The organism is Streptomyces sp. NPDC030991 (genome assembly GCF_055571235.1).
The window spans coordinates 36,956-53,682 of record NZ_JBVIFR010000021.1; the positions used below are offsets into that span (position 1 = coordinate 36,956).

The following is a 16,727-nucleotide window of genomic DNA, read 5'->3' on the forward strand; positions in this document are numbered from 1 at the left end:
GTCAGGCGCCGCCCTTTCCGCCGGTCCGCTCCGAGTCCCGCACCGCACTCTCTTCCGCGCCCCGGGCCAGCATCCGGTCCACCACACGGCGGGCCGCCTGCCCGTCGTCGAGGTCGCAGAACGCCGCGCGGAACTCCGCGTACGCCTGCTCGTAGCGGGCGCTCACCGCGTCCAGGTCACGCAGCGCCGCGATCAGCCCGTCCGATGTCTGCACGAGCGGGCCCGGCGCCTTGCGCTCGAAGTCGAAGTAGAACCCGCGCAGTCGGTCCCGGTAGTGCTCCAGGTCGTAGGTGAAGAAGAGCATCGGCCGCCCGGTCACCGCGAAGTCGAACATCACCGAGGAGTAGTCGGTCACCAGTACGTCCGCGACGAGCATCAGATCCATGATGTCGGTGAACCCGGCCTGCGCCGACACGTCCCGCACGAAGCCGTCGCCCGCGCCCGGCACCGGCTCCACGACGTGCGCGTGCGGCCGCACGAGCAGCACGTGATCCTCTCCCAGCTGCCGCTCGGCCGCGTCGAGGTCGATGCGCAGGTCGAGCAGGAAGCCGCCCTTGTGCCGCTGCTTGTCCTCGCGCCACGTCGGCGCGTACAGGATCACCTTCTTGCCCTCGGGCAGCCCGAGCCGCTCCCTGACGGCGGCGGCCCGCTCGGCCCGGTCGGGGGAGAGGAGCACGTCGTTGCGCGGGTAGCCCGCCTCGACGAGTTCGCCCTCGTAGTGGAAGGCCCGGCGCAGGATCGGTGTGGAGAAGCTGTTCGGTGACAGCAGCATCGTCCACTGGTGCCGCTCGCGCTCCAGGTCCTCCAGGTACGCCGTCGACGCGAAGTGCTCGTTGTCGAAGTCGAAGCCGATGCGCTTGAGCGGGGTGCCGTGCCAGGTCTGCACGATGACCTGGCCGGGGCGGCGCTCCAGCCATCTCGGCAGGTGGGTGTTGCCGACGAGGTAGCGGGAGCGGCCGAGCGCCGCGTAGTACTCGGGGCTGTCCACGCGCAGCGCCCGCGCGCTCGCGGGGACCTCGCACTGTCCGTCCCGCACCACCCACAGGTGCTCCAACTCCGCGCCTCTGCGCACCAGTTCCTCGTGGATGGCGCGTGGCGAGTCGCCGTACATGCGGCCGCCGAACACGTCGTAGACGACCGTGTCGCGCAGCGGTTCACGCCGGGCCAGCGGGTACGTCCGCTCGCGCAGCCGGGTCTGGCGGTGGCGGCCGCGTTCGCCGGGCCGCAGTTCGGAGTGGGCCAGCAGGGCCAGCTGGTCGTACTGGCGGGCCTGGAGCTCGATCCGCTTGCCGCGCGCGGTCACCTCGGCCGGCAGGTCCCGGGAGGCGGTCGGCGCGAGCTGCACCGAGCTGCGCGTGCCGTCGGCCCGTTCGACGGAGGGCCACCAGAAGCCGGACCGCAGGGGCAGCCGCGCGCCGGGCGGTGCCGGGGTGAACGTGGCGCGGAACGTGCCGTCCACCGCCTCGGCCGGGAACCCGTACTCGTGGCCCGACCAGGTCTGGCGCAGGACCAGGCGGAGCGCGTGGGTGCCGGGGGCCGGGTAGGTCCCGGTGAGGGTGACGGTGCCGTCGGGCGCCGCCGTGACCCGCTCCACCAGCGGCTGGGCGGGCTGGTCGACCAGCTGGAGGTAGCCGCCGGGGGAGCGCCGCGCGTACAACGCCCTGTCCTGGTGGGCGAACTGGGCGCCGGTGCAGCCCTCGCGGTCGTCGAGGACGAGGGCGAGCCGGGTCGGCGCCCTGGCGTCCTCGGGGCCGATCAGCACGGAGGTGTCCCAGCGGGCGATGGACCGTTCCGCCTGGGTCGGGCGCAGCCGTTCGTGGTCCGCGCGGATCGCCGTGAGCCGGTCGGCCCCGACCCGCACGGTGAACGGCACCCGCCCGGCCGCGTCCGCCGCCCCGAGCTCCAGCGGGACGACCAGGACCTTGCCGGACTCGCGGTGGCGCAGGCGCAGCGCGGCCCGGTCCCGCGGCGCCGTGCGCAGCACTCCGCGTACCAGCAACCGGCCGCCCTCGTACCGGACTTCGAGGGCGCGGGCCTGGGCCGTCTCCACCCGGAGCCGGAGGATGCCGTCCTGGATCTGCGGGGCGATCCGCACGTCGGGGGAGACCCAGTGGTCGGGCGGCGCCTGCCCGGAGCCGGTGCCGGCGCCCCGCAGCGGGCCGCGGCGCGGGGTCGCCCCGGTGCCGGCGACGGCGATCCGCACGTGCCAGAGGCCGTCCGTCCACGCGCCGCGCCGCCGCAGCCTGGCCGGGTCGACGACCGCGCTGAAGCCCGCCCAGTCGGCGTGCCGGAACTCGGCACCCGAGGCGATCGTGGCCTCGGGCTCGCGGCGGCTGCGGACGGGCACGACGACCCGTCTCCGGCCGCCCTTCTCCCGCAGGACCAGCGCCTTCAGCGAATGGCTCCGCCGCTCGGCGCCGAGCTGGCGCGCGAACGCCCAGCCCGTCAGGCGCAGCTTCCCGTCCTCGCCCCAGGTGGCGGTGGAGAGTTGGCTGCGCAGGCCAAGCTCCTGATGGTCCAGGCGCAGCACGGAGTCGGGGACGGGGCGCGCGGCGTCGAGGAACGGGTAGCCGGCGCGGGGCCGCAGCACGCCCGTCACCGGCAGCGAGGCGCCGTGCTTCCGCTCGAACTCCAGCAGGGCGATCAGCTCGTCCATGCGGCGGTGCACGGTCAGGTAGATCTTGAGTTTGTGCGGCACGGGCAGCGAGCGCACCCGGTCCTGCCCGATGTCACGGGCGAGGCGTCCGACGTGGTCGAGGAAGGCCGTGCGGTACGCGGGACCGGCGGCAGGCAGCACCTTCCAGAAGAGCGGCATCTCCTCGTGCAGCGCGTTGCGGTCGTAGACGGCGAGGTGGTCCGCGTACATCGGGTCGGAGCCGGTGCGCGCGCCGAGGAAGTCCCGCACCATGCGGATCGACCGCACCCGGTCGATCAGACCCCGCGGGTCGGTGCGGTTCTGCGTGATGGAGCGCTCGCCGGTCTCCCGCTCGCGCCAGTGGTAGATGGGTTCGCTCAGTACGTCGACGGCGCGGGCCAGATAGTGGGCGGGGATGCTGACGGGCGCGTCCTCGTACAGCATGCCCTCGGGGTACGCGAACGCGTGCCGCTCCCAGAACGTGCGGCGGTACACCTTGTTCCACGCGGTGCGGTCGGTGAGCAGCGGCCGGAACCGGGAGATGTGCGTGCGCAGCCGGGTCGCCGCGAACGGGGCGCGGTGCACCGGCGACTGGACGTGTCCCGCGGACCGGAAGCGGGTCACATTGCCCGCGGCGAAGTCCGAGCCGGTCCCGTCGAGCGTCTCGATGAGGAGTTCGTAGGCGTTGGCCGGGAGGGTGTCGTCGCTGTCGGCGAAGGCGAGGTACTCGGAGCCGTCGGCGACGGGGGCGAGCGCGCGCACCCCCGCGTTCCGGGCGGCGCCCAGGCCCTGATTGGCCTGGGATATGAGGCGGAAGCGGGGGTCGCGGGCGGCCCATTGCCGGGCGATGGCCGCGCTGTCGTCGGTCGAGCCGTCGTCCACCATCACGACCTCGAAGGCGGTGAAGGACTGGTCGGCCAGGGACCGGAGGCACTCGTCCAGATACAGCTCGACGTTGTAGACGGGGACGATCACACTCAGCCGGGGCTTGGCCATGGCCTGCACGCGCGCTCCTTACCGTCTTCGGATCACCGCTCAGCGCTCCATATTTGCACTAAACGGACAAAACGGTAAGTTCGTTGCGCCTTTCGAGGGCCCCGGACTGAGCCTCACGCGGGAAGCGGGGCCCCGGCGCGTTTCGACGCCGGCCCGGACGCGTTGGTGAACGCCTCGTACTCCTTGAGGACGTCCTCCGTCGGTCCGTCCCTCCGCAGCTCGCCGCGCTCCAGCCACAGCACCCGGTCGCAGGTGTCGCGGATCGACTTGTTGCTGTGGCTGACCAGGAAGACCGTGCCCGCGTGCTTGCGCAGCTCGCGGATGCGCTGCTCGGAGCGTTTCTGGAAGGAGCGGTCGCCGGTGGCCAGGGCCTCGTCGATCAGCAGCACGTCGTGGTCCTTGGCCGCGGCGATGGAGAACCGGAGCCGGGCCGCCATGCCGGACGAGTACGTGCGCATCGGCAGGGTGATGAAGTCGCCCTTCTCGTTGATCCCGGAGAAGTCGACGATCTCGTCGTAGCGGTCGCGGAGCTGCTCGCGGCTCATGCCCATGGCGAGGCCGCCGAGCAGGACGTTGCGCTCGCCGGTGAGGTCGTTCATCAGGGCCGCGTTCACGCCGAGCAGCGAGGGCTGCCCGTCGGTGAAGATCCGCCCGCTCTCCACGGGCAGCAGCCCCGCGACGGCCTTCAGCAGGGTCGACTTGCCCGACCCGTTCGTCCCGATGAGCCCGATGGCCTCGCCGCGGTACGCGGTGAAGGAGACGTCGCGGACCGCGTGCACGGTGCGTACGCCGGACCGCTTCTCGGCCTTCTTCCGGCCGCCCAGCATGCGGTTGAGGGCGGCGGTGGCGGCGCCACGGCCGGTGCCGGTGCCGTTGACGCGGTAGACGATGTCCACGTGGTCGACGACGACGGTGGGGACGCGGTCGGTATGTGCGGTGTTCGCGGTGTTCGTGGTGCTCGTGATGTCTGAGGTGCTGCTCGTGAGGTCTGCGGTGTCAGCCACGGCCGTAGGTCTCCTCTGCCTTCCAGAAGTAGATGAAGCCGCCGACGCCGACGAGCAGCGCCCAGCCCCCGGCCAGCGCCCACGCATGTGGCGGCAGCTGGCCCGCGGTGTAGCTGTCGATCAGCGCGAAGCGCATCAGGTCGATGTAGACGGCGGCCGGGTTGGCCCGCAGCACCACCAGTACGAGGTGCGGCAGGTTCCGGTCGCCGATCAGGTGGTCCAGGCTCCACATCACGCCGGACAGGTACATCCACGTACGCAGCAGGAACGGCATGAGCTGGGCGATGTCCGGGGTGTGGGCCCCGATCCGCGCCATGATCAGCGCGAGCCCGGTGTTGAACACGAACTGCAGGAACAGCGCCGGGATCACCAGCACCCAGGAGACGGCCGGCGGGATGCCGAAGCACAGCAGGATCACGACGAGCGCGCACATCGAGAACAGCAACTGCTGGAGCTGTTGCAGGCAGTACGAGATGGGGAGCGAGGCGCGCGGGAAGTGCAGCGCCCGTACGAGGCCGAGGCTGCCGGAGATCGCCCGCGTCCCCGCCATCACCGACGACTGGGTGAACGTCCAGACGAACACGCCCGTGACCAGGAACGGGACGAAGTCGGGCACGCCCTTGCTGGTGCCCATCAGCACGCCGAAGATGAAGTAGTAGACCGCCGCGTTCAGCAGCGGCGTCGCCACCTGCCAGACCTGGCCGAGCTTCGCCTGGCTGTACTGCGCGGTCAGCTTGGCGGTCGAGAACGCCGCGATGAAGTGGCGCCGCTGCCAGAGCCCGCGCACGTACGCGGCCAGGGTGGGGCGGGCGCCGCTGACGGTCAGCCCGTACCGGGCCGCGAGCGCCGCGGGGTCGGCCGCCACGCCGGGGGTGGGGGCCGCCGGCGCGGGAGGCATCTCCAGGACCTGACTCACATCCACTGCTTTCGCTCGGGGCGGGCGCGGGTCGAGCGGGGGTGACGCCTGCTCTCCGCCGCCCGCTGTTCGCCCGCCGTTCACGTCGGGACGGGCCCGTATCGTCGTGACGTGAGAGTAGGCCGCACGGACGTCGGAACGCAACCGTTTCGTCGTCACGGAACTATGCTGGCCGCATGCCGACCAACGCCGACTCATCCCCCGAGCTCCCGGCTGCGCTCGACCAGGGGGGACCCCCATCGCCGACGCGTCGCCGGGCCCCGGCCGGGGCCGCCGTCCTCCGCGAGGACGTGACCGACGCCATCCGCGCCGCCGTCTTCGAGGAACTCGCCGCCGTCGGCTACGCCCGCATGTCCATCGAGGGCATCGCGCGCCGCGCGGGCGTCGGAAAAACGGCGGTCTACCGCCGCTGGCGCTCCAAGCTCCACCTGGTCCTCGACCTGGTCTCCGCGATAGCGGTCCAGGGCCTGCCCGCACCCGACACGGGGTCCCTCCAGGAGGACCTGCTGCTCCTGTACCGGGTGACGTCCCGGGCGCTGAAGCACCCGGTCGCCGGCCAGATCATCCCCGACCTCCAGGCCGAGGCGGCCCGCAACCCCGAGATCGCCGACGCCATGCAGAAGGCCCTGCGGGAAGGCCAGCACGGGGTGGCGAGCGGGATCGTCCGGGCGGCGGTCACCCGCGGCGAACTGCGCGACGGCCTCGACGAGGAACTCGCCCTTGACCTGATCTCCGGCCCGCTCTACTGGCGCGCGGTCGTCGTACGGACCCCCGAGCTGCCGAAGGGCCACTTGAAGCGGCTCGCCACGGCTACGGCGGCGGCGCTGAAGGTTCTGTAGGGCGCGCGCTACGGGTGGCGCGGGGCGCGGGCCGTGACGTCGGCGACGTGCGTGACGAACGCGGACCAAGTGGCCGGGGCGGCGGCGAGGCGGGGCCCTGCGGGGTTCTTCGAGTCGCGGATGTGGATGGTGGTGGGGGTAGGGGCGATCTCCACGCAGTCCTCACCGTTACTGCTGCTGCTGAAACTGCTTTTGTACCAGCGCAGTTCAGAGCCATCCCCGGCTGAAGCCTTGCGGATCATGTCTCTCCCAGCAGTTGCTCGACGAGGGCCAGTGACCCCCCTGGACCAAGAGCCCGAGCCCGGATGATGCCATACCGCAGTTCGAGGATCCGGAGCTGCCTCGGGTCGGAAACGGGCTTGCCGCCGAACTCCCCGTCGGAGCGGCCCAGCGCCGTACCGTCACCGAACTTCAGCACTTCGATGAGCCCGCCCGTCCCAGGATGGTCCCAACGCGCCATCGGCATCACCTGGAACTCGACGAACGGCAACCGCGCCACCTCCAGCAGGCGTTCGAGCTGGCGACGCAGCACCATTGTCCCTCCCACGGGGCGCCTGAGTGTCGACTCCTCCTGGATGAAACTGAGGTCGGGCGCGGGAGCGCGCTCGAAGATCGTCCGCCGCGCCATGCGTGCGGCCAGCATGCGCTCCAACTCGTCCGGCGAGTAGGCGGGCCTCCGGGTGCCGAGCAGCGCCGCGGCGTGCTCCTCGGTCTGCAACAACCCATGCAGATTGTGGTTGCTGTACAGACACATCTCGGCGCAACGGGCCTCCATGTCCGCAAGCTCCCGCACCTTCTTCGGATAGCGGGCCCGGGCCATCCGGGGCTTCATGGCGCGGACCTGACCCCCCGCGCCCAGCACCTCGTCGACCTTGTCCAGGTACTCCGGCCGGGGAATCCGCGCCCCGCGCTCGATCTTGCGGACCAGATCCTCCCCGTACCCGATGGACTCGGCGAACTCCAGGGCCCGCAGCCCCGCCGCCTCCCGCAGGAACTTCAACTGGTCGCCCACGATCTCCACCGCCGTGGCGATCTCGTCCTCGGGGTCGACATCCCAACCGGGCTCGTCCATGCGCACCCACCTCCAGAGCCGAGCCGTACCCGCGCACCGCTGCGGACAGCCCGGACAGGTCAGGACAGACGCGGGACAGATGCGGGAGGGACGCGGGAGAGACGCGGAAGAGAACCACTATGCACGGCGCTCGCGCCGTCCCCGCCGAGACCTGAGCGCCGAGCGCCGACACGGTGGCGACCGGGCCCGGGACCCGCCCGGAACGCCCGTGCTCCGAGCGCCGTGCTCCGGGCCCCGGGGTTCGAGCCGTGCTTTCAAGGAATGGGTGGATGGGGTCTCAACCCACCCACCCGCCCCCCTCGCGCGAGCGCCTCAACCGCGCCCGTAGCGAGGGAGGATGACTTTCGGTGATCGGCTTGCCACGGGGTGTATCGACGATCTAGCGTTCGCGGCAACAAACGACCCCGGTCGGGTGCTACCAACACCCGCCGGGGTCTCACCGCAAGATCGACCCTTAGGAAACCCGATCCGTGGCTAGCGAAGACTCTAACTCCCCCCTGCCTGCCTCCGCCCATCCCATGGCCAACCCGGGGTACGGCAAACGCGGCGCGCCCGATCAGGAGCGCCTCCGCCGCGACACGTTCACCCATCTCTCCCTCCGCGCCCGCTACGTCGCGGGGTTCGTCGACGCGCTCCCCGAGCACGCCGCGATGGACGCCAAGACCCTCGCGAAAGCCCAGCCCCTCTACGGTCAGATGGCGGTCCGCGGCGCGCTCAACGAGCTCTCCGTCGCAGGTCACCTGCGTCGCGTACGCCGCCTCGCCGACACCGGCGCCGACGGCGCGATCCGCTGGGTGTTCCACACGTACTGGTCGCGAACCGCACGTAACGACGAGTGGTGGACCCGGTTCCTCTCCGGTGACGTACCGCAGTCGGAGGCACAGCCTGAACCGGGGCCGCACTCGGAGGCTCCGTCTCATCCGGAGTCGCCATCACGGCCGCAATCGCAGTCGCGACCGGTGGGGCAGGCAGCCGCGCCGCCCTGGTCGGAGGCGTACCGCGTGCTCGCCCAACTCGGTCTACGAGAACCGAGGTTGACGCTCTCGGCCGCGGACTGCGCGGCGCTGGAAGCCGAGGCCGCCGACTGGCTGGCCCGCGATCCCGACCCGCACGCCTTCACCTGCGCCGTGGCCAACGGCCTGCCCCCTGCGGTCCACTCACCCCGCGCCTTCGTGGCCCGCCGCATCCGCGACAAACTGCCGCCGCAGCGCGGCCCTTGGAGCCCCGACCCGCTCCCCGTGCCCCCGAGCGGCCACCTGGTGGAGTGCACCGGGTGCGGACGCCCGGGGCCCTCCGAGGCGCTGCCGGGCGGCCTGTGCCGGAGCTGCCGGGAGGGCGGCGACGACGCCGGGTACCCGGTCGGTGCCGGGGCGCCCGCCCCCTCCCGCCCCCGGGGAAGGGTCAGTTGAACTGGCCGGGCTCGTAGGCGCCGCCGGTCATCCGGTTGATGACGCCCATCCGGTTGGAGGCGTTGATGAGGGAGATGAAGAGGACGAGCGCGGAGAGCTGCCCCTCGTCGAAGTGCTTGGCGGCCCGCGCCCAGACCTCGTCCGGGACGCCACCGGCGGCATCGGCGACGCGCGTACCCTGCTCCGTCAGTTCGAGCGCGGCGCGTTCGGCCTCGGTGAAGACGGTGGCCTCGCGCCAGGCCGCGACCAGATTGACGCGTACCGCACTCTCCCCGGCGTGCGCGAGATCCTTGCTGTGCACGTCGGTGCAGTAGCCGCAGCCGTTGATCTGGCTCGCCCGGAGCATCACCAGGTCCTGGGTCGTCCTCGGCAGCCGCGAACCGTCGATGAGCGCCCGGCTCGCGGAGGCGAAGTGCTTCAGGGCCTTGGCCACGACCGGGTCGCCGAAGAGGTTCAGACGGGGCTCGTGCGGTGTGTGGGTTCCCATGATGAATGCCGTCCTCAAAAGTGGTGGGTGGAGGCGTGTACGCCGTGTGCGGTGGTGGCCCGGTACCGCGGCCGGTCAGCGGCGCGGCGTCCTGACGAACACGGGATGCCGGCGGGCAGGCCCCTGTGACGGCCTGTGAATGTGACGTGAACCACACCGGCCCAGGCGTCACAGAACCGGGGCGACCGGCGTCTCGTGAGGCGAGAGGCCCGCCCGGAGCCAGCGAAGAGGAGCCACCCATGGACGGTTCGCCGCAGACCGCGCCCGACCCCGCCACCGAGACGTTCGTGGCCCACCGCAACCTGCTGTTCACCGTCGCCTACGAGATGCTCGGCTCGGCCGCCGACGCCGAGGACGTCCTGCAGGAGACCTGGCTGCGCTGGGTCGGCGTCGACCTCGGCACCGTGCAGAACCGGCGCGCCTACCTCGTACGGATCGCCACCCGCCAGGCACTGACCCGGCTGCGCACGCTCGACCGCCGCAAGGAGACCTACGTCGGCCCCTGGCTGCCCGAGCCGCTGCTCACCGCGCCCGACGTCGCCGAGGACGTCGAACTGGCCGACAGCGTCTCGATGGCGATGCTGCTCGTCCTGGAGACCCTCGCGCCGACCGAGCGGGCGGTCTTCGTGCTGCGCGAGGTGTTCGCCCTCGGGTACGACGAGATCGCGGAGGCCGTCGAGAAGAGCCCGGCGGCCGTCCGGCAGATCGCGCACCGGGCCCGGGCGCACGTCGCGGCACGCCGCCCGCGCGGCGCCGTGTCACCCGCCGAGACCAAGGGCGTGCTGCGCGCCTTCCAACGGGCGGTGGAGACCGGCGACCTGCAGGGCCTCCTCGACACCCTCGCCCCCGACGTCGTCTTCCTCGGCGACGGCGGCGGCGTCGTACGGGCCGCCCTCGAACCCGTCGTGGGCATCGACAAGGTGGCCGACGTACTGGTCAGGTTCACCGCCGTGGTGTCGGCCGAGCCGACCCAGATCAACGGCGCCCCGGCGCTGCTGCTCCGGGTCGACGGTGAACTCGCCGCCGTCCTCGCGCTCCGCATCGACGACGGCCTCGTCACCGGGCTCTACGCGGTGCGCAACCCGGAGAAGCTGTCGCGGGTGGGCCAGGAGACGCCGGTGAGCCGCTGAGCCGGTTCGGGGCGGCCGGGCGGAGGGGTCCTGCGCGACGCGGGTCGCGGCGGCCGCGGGCGGAGGTGTCCTACCCGACGCGGGTCGCCCCGGCGAAGGGCATCTGGTCGATCGGCGCGATCCGTACGGGCGCGCTCGGGTTCGGGGCGTGGATCATCTGGCCGTCGCCGATGTAGAGGCCGACATGGCTGATGCCGGAGTAGAAGAAGACCAGGTCACCCGGGCGGAGCTGCGAGCGCGGGACGCGCTGTCCCGCGCCGATCTGGGCGTACGTGGTGCGCGGCAGGGAGACACCCGCGGCGCGGTACGCGGCCTGCGTCAGGCCCGAGCAGTCGAAGGCGTGGGGGCCGGTGGCGCCCCAGACGTAGGGGCTGCCGAGCGCCTTCCTCGCGTAGGAGACCGCCGCGGCGGCGCGGGAGCCGGGGGCCTCGGCGAGGTCGCCGCGGGGCGTGGACCGGGAGGCGCGATCGGCGGCGGTGCCGGGGGCATCGGAGGCGGCGCCGGGGGTGTCGGACGCGGCGCCGGGGGTGTCGGCAGTGGCGAGCGCGCGGTCCGCGGGGGTGAGCCGGGCCAGAAGCCGCCGGGCGTCCGCCAGCTTCCTCGTCACGGTCTTCTTCTGCTTCGCCAACTCGCGCTGCCTGGCGCGGAGGTGGGTGACGGACTCGTCGGCCTGCGTGCGCAGCTGGTCGATCTCGCGCAGCTCCTTGCGGACACCGGCGATCGTGACGGACTGCCGGGCGCCGACGCGGTCCGCGAGAGCCGCCTCGTCGAGGTAGCGGTCGGGGGCGGAGGAGAGGAGCAGCTGGACGGACGGGTCGACGCCGCCCGTACGGTACTGCGCCGCCGCGACCGTACCCAGCTTCTGCCGCCGGGAGTTGAGGGACTCGGTCCTGCGGGACGCCTCGTCCTGCAACGCGTCCACCTTCTCGCGGGCCTGCCCCGCCTTCTCCTTCGCGCCGTTGTACCTCTCGGTGGCGACCTCCGCCTCCTGGTAGAGCTGATCGACCTTCGCCTTCACCTGGGCGGGGGTGAGGTCCGGCTCCGCGTGCGCCGTGCCGCCCTCGAAGGCGGTGGCGGTGGCCGCGGAGGCGAGGGCGAGGGTGGCCGCGGTGCGGACCGTACTGCCACTGAGCGAACGCCGCTTGGGCTTGCGATGCGCTGCCGGCACGAAGTGCCACGTCCTTCCGGTCGTACTGCCGTACGCGTGCTGCCACGTACGACCGCCGGTCACGCGTCCGGCGGCGGCCCGCACAGGGGGAGCGGGACGCCGCCGGACCTTTCTCGGCGGTGGTGGCCGACTGCCGCCCTTGGTCCGGACGGCGGTGGGGAGCCGGGCACCTGGCAAGGACGCTAAACCCGGGCGTAACGGGTTGGTGACGGACTGTTCGCAATTAGTTGCTTTGTTATGGACTGTGGCAGAAAGTGACAGTCGGGTGACCGGGGATGCCCGCTGTCACCCGGGTACGGGCACCCCACTAGGCTCCGGAACCATGGACGTACTCATCCATCTCTTCGTGGGCCTGCACATCATCGGCATAGCCTCACTGCTCGGCGGCTTCCTCACCCAGATGTCCGCGATGGGGCAGGGCACCGCCCGCTTCAACAAGGCGATGCTGCACGGCGCCCTGACCATGCTGGTGACCGGCGTCGCCCTGGTCGGCCTCAACCAGGCCGACGGCAGCACCGTGAACAACATCAAGATCGGCATCAAGCTGGCGATCCTGATCGTGATCCTCGGGATCGTCTACGTGAAGCGCGACGAGGAGAAGGCGGAGAAGGGCCTCTTCGCCGCCGTCGGCGGACTCACCATGGCCAACATCTTCATCGCCGTCCTCTGGACCTGACGGGACCTGACTGAACCGGACTGGACCTGAGGAACCGCCCCTCAGGCGGGGCGCACCACGCTGTGGATCGAGCCCGTGCCGTCGTAGTAGATGGACTCCTCGCGGACGTACGCGCCCGGCTTCGGCGCGTGGATCATCATGCCGTCGCCGAGGTAGAGGCCGACGTGGCTGATGTCGTCGTAGAAGAAGACCAGATCACCGGGTTGGATAGCGGAGAGCGGCACGGTCGTGCCGAACTCCACCTGGTCCCACGTGGTGCGCGGCAGCGAGATACCGGCCGCCTTCCACGCCGCCTGGGTGAGCCCCGAGCAGTCGTAGGAGCTCGGGCCCGTGGCACCCCACACGTACGGCTTGCCCTCCTGCGACTTGGCGAACGCGAGCGCCTTCGCGGCCTTGGTGGCATAGCCGGAAGAGGCACCGGACGACGTGTCCGGCGACGTGCCGGACGAACCGGAGCCCGAGCCGGACCCCGAGCCCGAGCCTGAGGCGTCCTCCTGCCGGGCCGCCTGCTCGGCCGCCTTCCGGTCCTCCTCGGCCTTCTGCTTCTTGGCCAGCTCCGCGGCCTTCTTGCGGGCCGTCTCTTCCTTCTTCTTCTCGATCGCCGCGAGCCGCTGCTTCTCCTCGGCGGTCAGCTCGGACAGCAGCGCCCGCGCGTCGGAGAGCTTCGTCTGCACGCTCCGCTTGGACGTCTTCAGCTCGGTCTGCGAAGAGGTGAGCTGCTGGAGGTTCTCCTGCGCCTCGGTACGCTTCTTCGCGGTCGCGCGCTGCTGCTCCTGGTAGTCGTCGACCGCCTTCTTCTGGCCGGCCGTCATCCGGCTCAGCAACCGGTCCTGCGCGAAGTAGTCCTCGGGATCGTCCGCGAGAAGCATCGTCGCGGTGTCGCTCATCCCGCCCGTCCGGTACTGCTCGGCGGCGAACCGGCCCAGTTCCTGACGGGCCGCGTTCATCTTCTCGGTGCGCTGCGCGATGTCGTCGAGAAGCCTGTCGACCTGCTTCTTCTTGCCGTCGGCCTGTTCCTTGGCGGCGTTGTACTTCTGCGTGGCGACCTCGGCCTGCCGGTACAGGGTGTCGACCTTCTTCTGCACCTCTTCGACGCTCGGCCTGGCCGGCTGCGGCGCCGCCTGGGCCGTCTGCGAGAGAAGCGCGACCGACGTGAGAGCGACGGTCGTGAACCCGACCGCGGGAGTGGTGCGAAGGCCGCCCGCGAAGCGGGAGCGGGTGCGCGACTTGCGGTGCGACGCCAAGGGAGGCGACTCCTTCCGTGGTCCGCCTACCGGGTTAGCTGTCGGGTTCGGGCGTACGGAAGGCTGCCCTACGGCCGACTGCCCGCCCGGTGCTTGCCGGGCCTGCCGGGCTGTCGAGCCGATTCACCCCAAGGTCGGTTGGGTCCCCGGGCCCCTGCCTCGCGGCGTACGGGACTCGGTCGGGTCCCCGGTTCCCTGCCTTGCGGCGTACGGGACTCGGCGGGGGCTGCCCGTTCGCCGCGGTGCTCGCGGTCGGGAGGACGGACTGCCCGCGCAGCACGGTAGCCAACTCGTGTTGCTGCTGTGAAGGTTGATGTGCGATATGCCCGATACATTTTCGTGACCTTGGCGACACCGGGCCCCTCCGGTCGCGCAACGCCGCCGCTCGTCACTCGCGGCTCACCCCCTCTCACCTGCCGTGACTGGCGTTGTGACTGGCGCTGTGCCCGGCCGGACGGACGTCGCTGACCTGCACGTATGCGCGGGGTTGTGAAGGTGGCGGCGGGGTGTCAGTGGGGCGGCCTAGACTCGTAAGGCGATGAGCAGCCTCTTTGACGACAGCTTCCTGGCAGACCTCCAGAACCGGACGGAGGAGCCCCCGCCGCCGCCCGACAGCGAGCACGACGGACCGGTTCCGGAGCCGATCCCGGACGACCTGTTCGGCGGGAAGTTCGACGTGCCCCCGGCCAGGGACGCGTACTACCGCGACGGGGCGCCCCGCCCTGTCCTCGACCCGGCCGCACTCCTGGACGGGTTGAACGAGAACCAGCGGGCGGCCGTCGCGCACGCGGGCTCCCCCCTGCTCATCGTCGCGGGCGCAGGCTCCGGCAAGACCCGCGTCCTCACCCACCGCATCGCCTACCTGCTGGCGGAGCGCGGGGTGCACCCCGGCCAGATCCTCGCGATCACGTTCACGAACAAGGCCGCGGGCGAGATGAAGGAGCGCGTCGAGTCCCTGGTGGGCCCGCGGGCGAACGCCATGTGGGTCTCGACCTTCCACAGCGCGTGCGTGCGCATCCTGCGCAGGGAGTCCAAGAGGCTCGGCTTCACGTCGTCGTTCTCGATCTACGACGCCGCCGACAGCAAGCGGCTCATGGCCCTGGTCTGCCGCGACCTGGACCTGGACCCGAAGAAGTTCCCGCCGAAGTCGTTCAGCGCCAAGATCTCGAACCTGAAGAACGAGCTGACCGACGAGGAGGACTTCGCCAAGACCGCTGCCGACGGCTTCGAGAAGTCCGTCGCGCAGGCGTACGCGATGTACCAGTCGCGGCTGCGCGAGGCCAACGCCCTCGACTTCGACGACCTGATCATGACGACGGTCAACCTGCTGCGCGCGTTCCCCGACGTCGCCGAGCACTACCGCCGCCGCTTCCGCCACGTCCTGGTCGACGAGTACCAGGACACCAACCACGCGCAGTACGCGCTGGTGCGCGAGCTCGTCGGCCCGGCCAAGGACACCGAGGGCCACGACGCCGACCCCGCCGAACTGTGCGTCGTCGGCGACGCCGACCAGTCCATCTACGCCTTCCGCGGCGCCACCATCCGCAACATCCTCCAGTTCGAGGAGGACTACGCCGACGCGACGACGATCCTCCTGGAGCAGAACTACCGCTCCACGCAGACGATCCTCAGCGCGGCCAACGCGGTCATCGAGCGCAACGAATCGCGCCGCCCGAAGAACCTGTGGACGAACGCGGGCGCGGGCTCCCAGATCACCGGCTACGTCGCGGACACCGAGCACGACGAGGCCCAGTTCGTCGCCGAGGAGATCGACCGGCTCACCGACGCGGGCGACGCGAAGGCCGGCGACGTCGCCGTCTTCTACCGGACCAACGCGCAGTCCCGTGTCTTCGAAGAGATCTTCATCCGCGTCGGCCTGCCCTACAAGGTCGTCGGCGGCGTCCGCTTCTACGAGCGCAAGGAGGTCAGGGACGTCCTGGCCTACCTCCGGGTCCTGGCGAACCCGGAGGACTCCGTCCCCCTGCGCCGCATCCTGAACGTGCCCAAGCGCGGCATCGGCGACCGCGCCGAAGCCATGATCGACGCCCTCTCCCAGCGCGAGAAGATCTCCTTCCCGCAGGCGCTGCGCCGCGTCGACGAGGCGTACGGCATGGCGGCCCGCTCCACGAACGCGGTGAAGCGGTTCAACACCCTCATGGAGGACCTGCGGACCATCGTCGAGTCGGGCGCCGGACCGGCCACGGTCCTCGAAGCGGTCCTCGAACGCACCGGGTACCTCGCGGAGTTGCAGTCCTCCACCGACCCGCAGGACGAGACCCGCATCGAGAACCTCCAGGAACTCGCGGCCGTGGCGCTGGAGTTCGAGCAGGAGTCCGCCGCGGCCGGTGAGGGTGACGGCGAGGGCGCGGGTGACGGCGAAAGCGCGGGCGAGGGCGAGGGACCGGCCGGGGCGGCGGCGACCAGCGGTGACCTCTCCGCCTTCCTGGAGCGGGTCGCGCTCGTCGCCGACTCCGACCAGATCCCCGACGAGGAGGACGACGGCAGCGGCGTCATCACCCTGATGACCCTGCACACCGCCAAGGGCCTCGAATTCCCGGTGGTCTTCCTGACCGGCATGGAGGACGGCGTCTTCCCGCACATGCGGTCCCTGGGACAGACCAAGGAGCTGGAGGAGGAGCGCCGCCTCGCCTACGTCGGCATCACCCGCGCCCGGGAGCGGCTGTACCTGACGCGCTCGTCCATGCGCAGCGCCTGGGGCCAGCCCTCCTACAACCCGCCGTCCCGCTTCCTGGAGGAGATCCCGGACGCGCATCTGGAGTGGAAGCGCAAGGGCGGCTCGGCGCCCGCGCCCTCGACCAAGGGCATGGGCGGCGGTATCGCCGCGTCCCTGTCGTCGTCCCGCTCCCGTACGACACCGGCGTTCGCCACGCGCCGCGCCAACGAGAAGCCGGTGGTGTCCCTGGCCGTCGGCGACCGCGTCACGCACGACCAGTTCGGGCTCGGCACGGTGGTGGGCGTCGGCGGATCCGGCGGGAACGCGGAGGCGACGATCGACTTCGGCGACCCCAAGCCGAAGCGGCTGCTGCTGCGGTACGCGCCGGTCGAGAAGCTGTAGCGTCCGGCCCGCGCGTGGCCGGTCGAGAAGCTGTGGCGTCCGGCCCCCGCGTGGGCCTCTCCGTCCCCGTCGCGG

The 16,727-nt window shown here is 71.4% G+C and carries 13 protein-coding genes and 1 riboswitch; of the genes, 5 read left to right on the forward strand and 8 right to left on the reverse strand.

Features of this window, described 5'->3' with window-relative positions:
• Position 1: 1 nt before the first annotated feature.
• The 3 genes from ACZ45E_RS31160 to ACZ45E_RS31170 form a co-directional block, all read right to left on the reverse strand.
• Entirely contained in the window at positions 2-3,631 is a 3,630-nt protein-coding gene (locus ACZ45E_RS31160) for a bifunctional glycosyltransferase/CDP-glycerol:glycerophosphate glycerophosphotransferase (protein ID WP_468227306.1), read from the reverse strand.
• A gap of 113 nt (positions 3,632-3,744) precedes the next feature.
• Positions 3,745-4,596 (reverse strand): ABC transporter ATP-binding protein, encoded by an 852-nt coding sequence (locus tag ACZ45E_RS31165; RefSeq protein WP_468227309.1) that lies wholly within the window; start codon positions 4,594-4,596, stop codon positions 3,745-3,747.
• A 31-nt stretch (positions 4,597-4,627) separates the two neighbouring features.
• Positions 4,628-5,551, reverse strand: coding sequence for an ABC transporter permease (locus ACZ45E_RS31170; protein ID WP_468227062.1), 924 nt, complete (start codon positions 5,549-5,551; stop codon positions 4,628-4,630).
• Positions 5,552-5,727: 176 nt separating this feature from the next.
• On the opposite strand from ACZ45E_RS31170, the gene ACZ45E_RS31175 reads away from it, so the two are divergent.
• On the forward strand, positions 5,728-6,390 hold the full coding sequence (locus ACZ45E_RS31175; protein WP_468227065.1) for a TetR/AcrR family transcriptional regulator: 663 nt from the start codon (positions 5,728-5,730) through the stop codon (positions 6,388-6,390).
• Between the two features lie 8 nt (positions 6,391-6,398).
• Here ACZ45E_RS31175 and ACZ45E_RS31180 read toward each other — a convergent pair whose 3' ends face one another.
• Both ACZ45E_RS31180 and ACZ45E_RS31185 read right to left on the reverse strand, forming a co-directional pair.
• Positions 6,399-6,632 carry a DUF397 domain-containing protein gene (locus tag ACZ45E_RS31180; RefSeq protein WP_468227066.1) on the reverse strand — a complete coding sequence of 78 codons (234 nt, stop codon included), beginning with the start codon at positions 6,630-6,632 and terminating at the stop codon, positions 6,399-6,401.
• The gene (locus tag ACZ45E_RS31185; RefSeq protein ID WP_468227068.1) at positions 6,629-7,462 is read right to left on the reverse strand and encodes a helix-turn-helix domain-containing protein; all 834 of its coding nucleotides are present in this window, start codon (positions 7,460-7,462) and stop codon (positions 6,629-6,631) included. Before ACZ45E_RS31185 ends, ACZ45E_RS31180 begins: the two co-directional genes overlap by 4 nt.
• A gap of 518 nt (positions 7,463-7,980) precedes the next feature.
• Between ACZ45E_RS31185 and ACZ45E_RS31190 the strand changes: the two genes are divergently transcribed.
• Positions 7,981-8,871: a hypothetical protein gene (locus ACZ45E_RS31190; RefSeq protein WP_468227070.1), complete on the forward strand. Its 891-nt coding sequence runs from the start codon at positions 7,981-7,983 to the stop codon at positions 8,869-8,871.
• Here the strand turns inward: ACZ45E_RS31190 and ACZ45E_RS31195 are convergent.
• Positions 8,864-9,358 carry a carboxymuconolactone decarboxylase family protein gene (locus ACZ45E_RS31195; protein ID WP_468227073.1) on the reverse strand — a complete coding sequence of 165 codons (495 nt, stop codon included), beginning with the start codon at positions 9,356-9,358 and terminating at the stop codon, positions 8,864-8,866. The two genes, ACZ45E_RS31190 and ACZ45E_RS31195, sit on opposite strands and share 8 nt — an antisense overlap.
• Before the next feature lie 239 nt (positions 9,359-9,597).
• On the opposite strand from ACZ45E_RS31195, the gene ACZ45E_RS31200 reads away from it, so the two are divergent.
• The gene (locus ACZ45E_RS31200) at positions 9,598-10,488 is read left to right on the forward strand and encodes an RNA polymerase sigma-70 factor (RefSeq protein ID WP_468227077.1); all 891 of its coding nucleotides are present in this window, start codon (positions 9,598-9,600) and stop codon (positions 10,486-10,488) included.
• 70 nt (positions 10,489-10,558) lie between these two features.
• Here ACZ45E_RS31200 and ACZ45E_RS31205 read toward each other — a convergent pair whose 3' ends face one another.
• Positions 10,559-11,656 carry a C40 family peptidase gene (locus tag ACZ45E_RS31205; RefSeq protein ID WP_468227080.1) on the reverse strand — a complete coding sequence of 366 codons (1,098 nt, stop codon included), beginning with the start codon at positions 11,654-11,656 and terminating at the stop codon, positions 10,559-10,561.
• 322 nt (positions 11,657-11,978) lie between these two features.
• Here ACZ45E_RS31205 and ACZ45E_RS31210 point away from each other — a divergent pair, with 322 nt between their 5' ends.
• Complete coding sequence (locus tag ACZ45E_RS31210; RefSeq protein WP_468227082.1) at positions 11,979-12,332, forward strand: hypothetical protein; 354 nt, start codon at positions 11,979-11,981, stop codon at positions 12,330-12,332.
• A gap of 41 nt (positions 12,333-12,373) precedes the next feature.
• Here the strand turns inward: ACZ45E_RS31210 and ACZ45E_RS31215 are convergent, their stop codons facing one another.
• Entirely contained in the window at positions 12,374-13,576 is a 1,203-nt protein-coding gene (locus ACZ45E_RS31215; RefSeq protein ID WP_468227085.1) for a C40 family peptidase, read from the reverse strand.
• Positions 13,577-13,584: 8 nt separating this feature from the next.
• Positions 13,585-13,753: riboswitch (cyclic di-AMP (ydaO/yuaA leader) on the reverse strand.
• Positions 13,754-14,114: 361 nt separating this feature from the next.
• Here ACZ45E_RS31215 and pcrA point away from each other — a divergent pair.
• A complete protein-coding gene (gene pcrA, locus ACZ45E_RS31220; RefSeq protein ID WP_468227087.1) occupies positions 14,115-16,652 on the forward strand; it encodes a DNA helicase PcrA in 2,538 nt (845 codons plus the stop codon).
• Positions 16,653-16,727 lie beyond the last annotated feature (75 nt).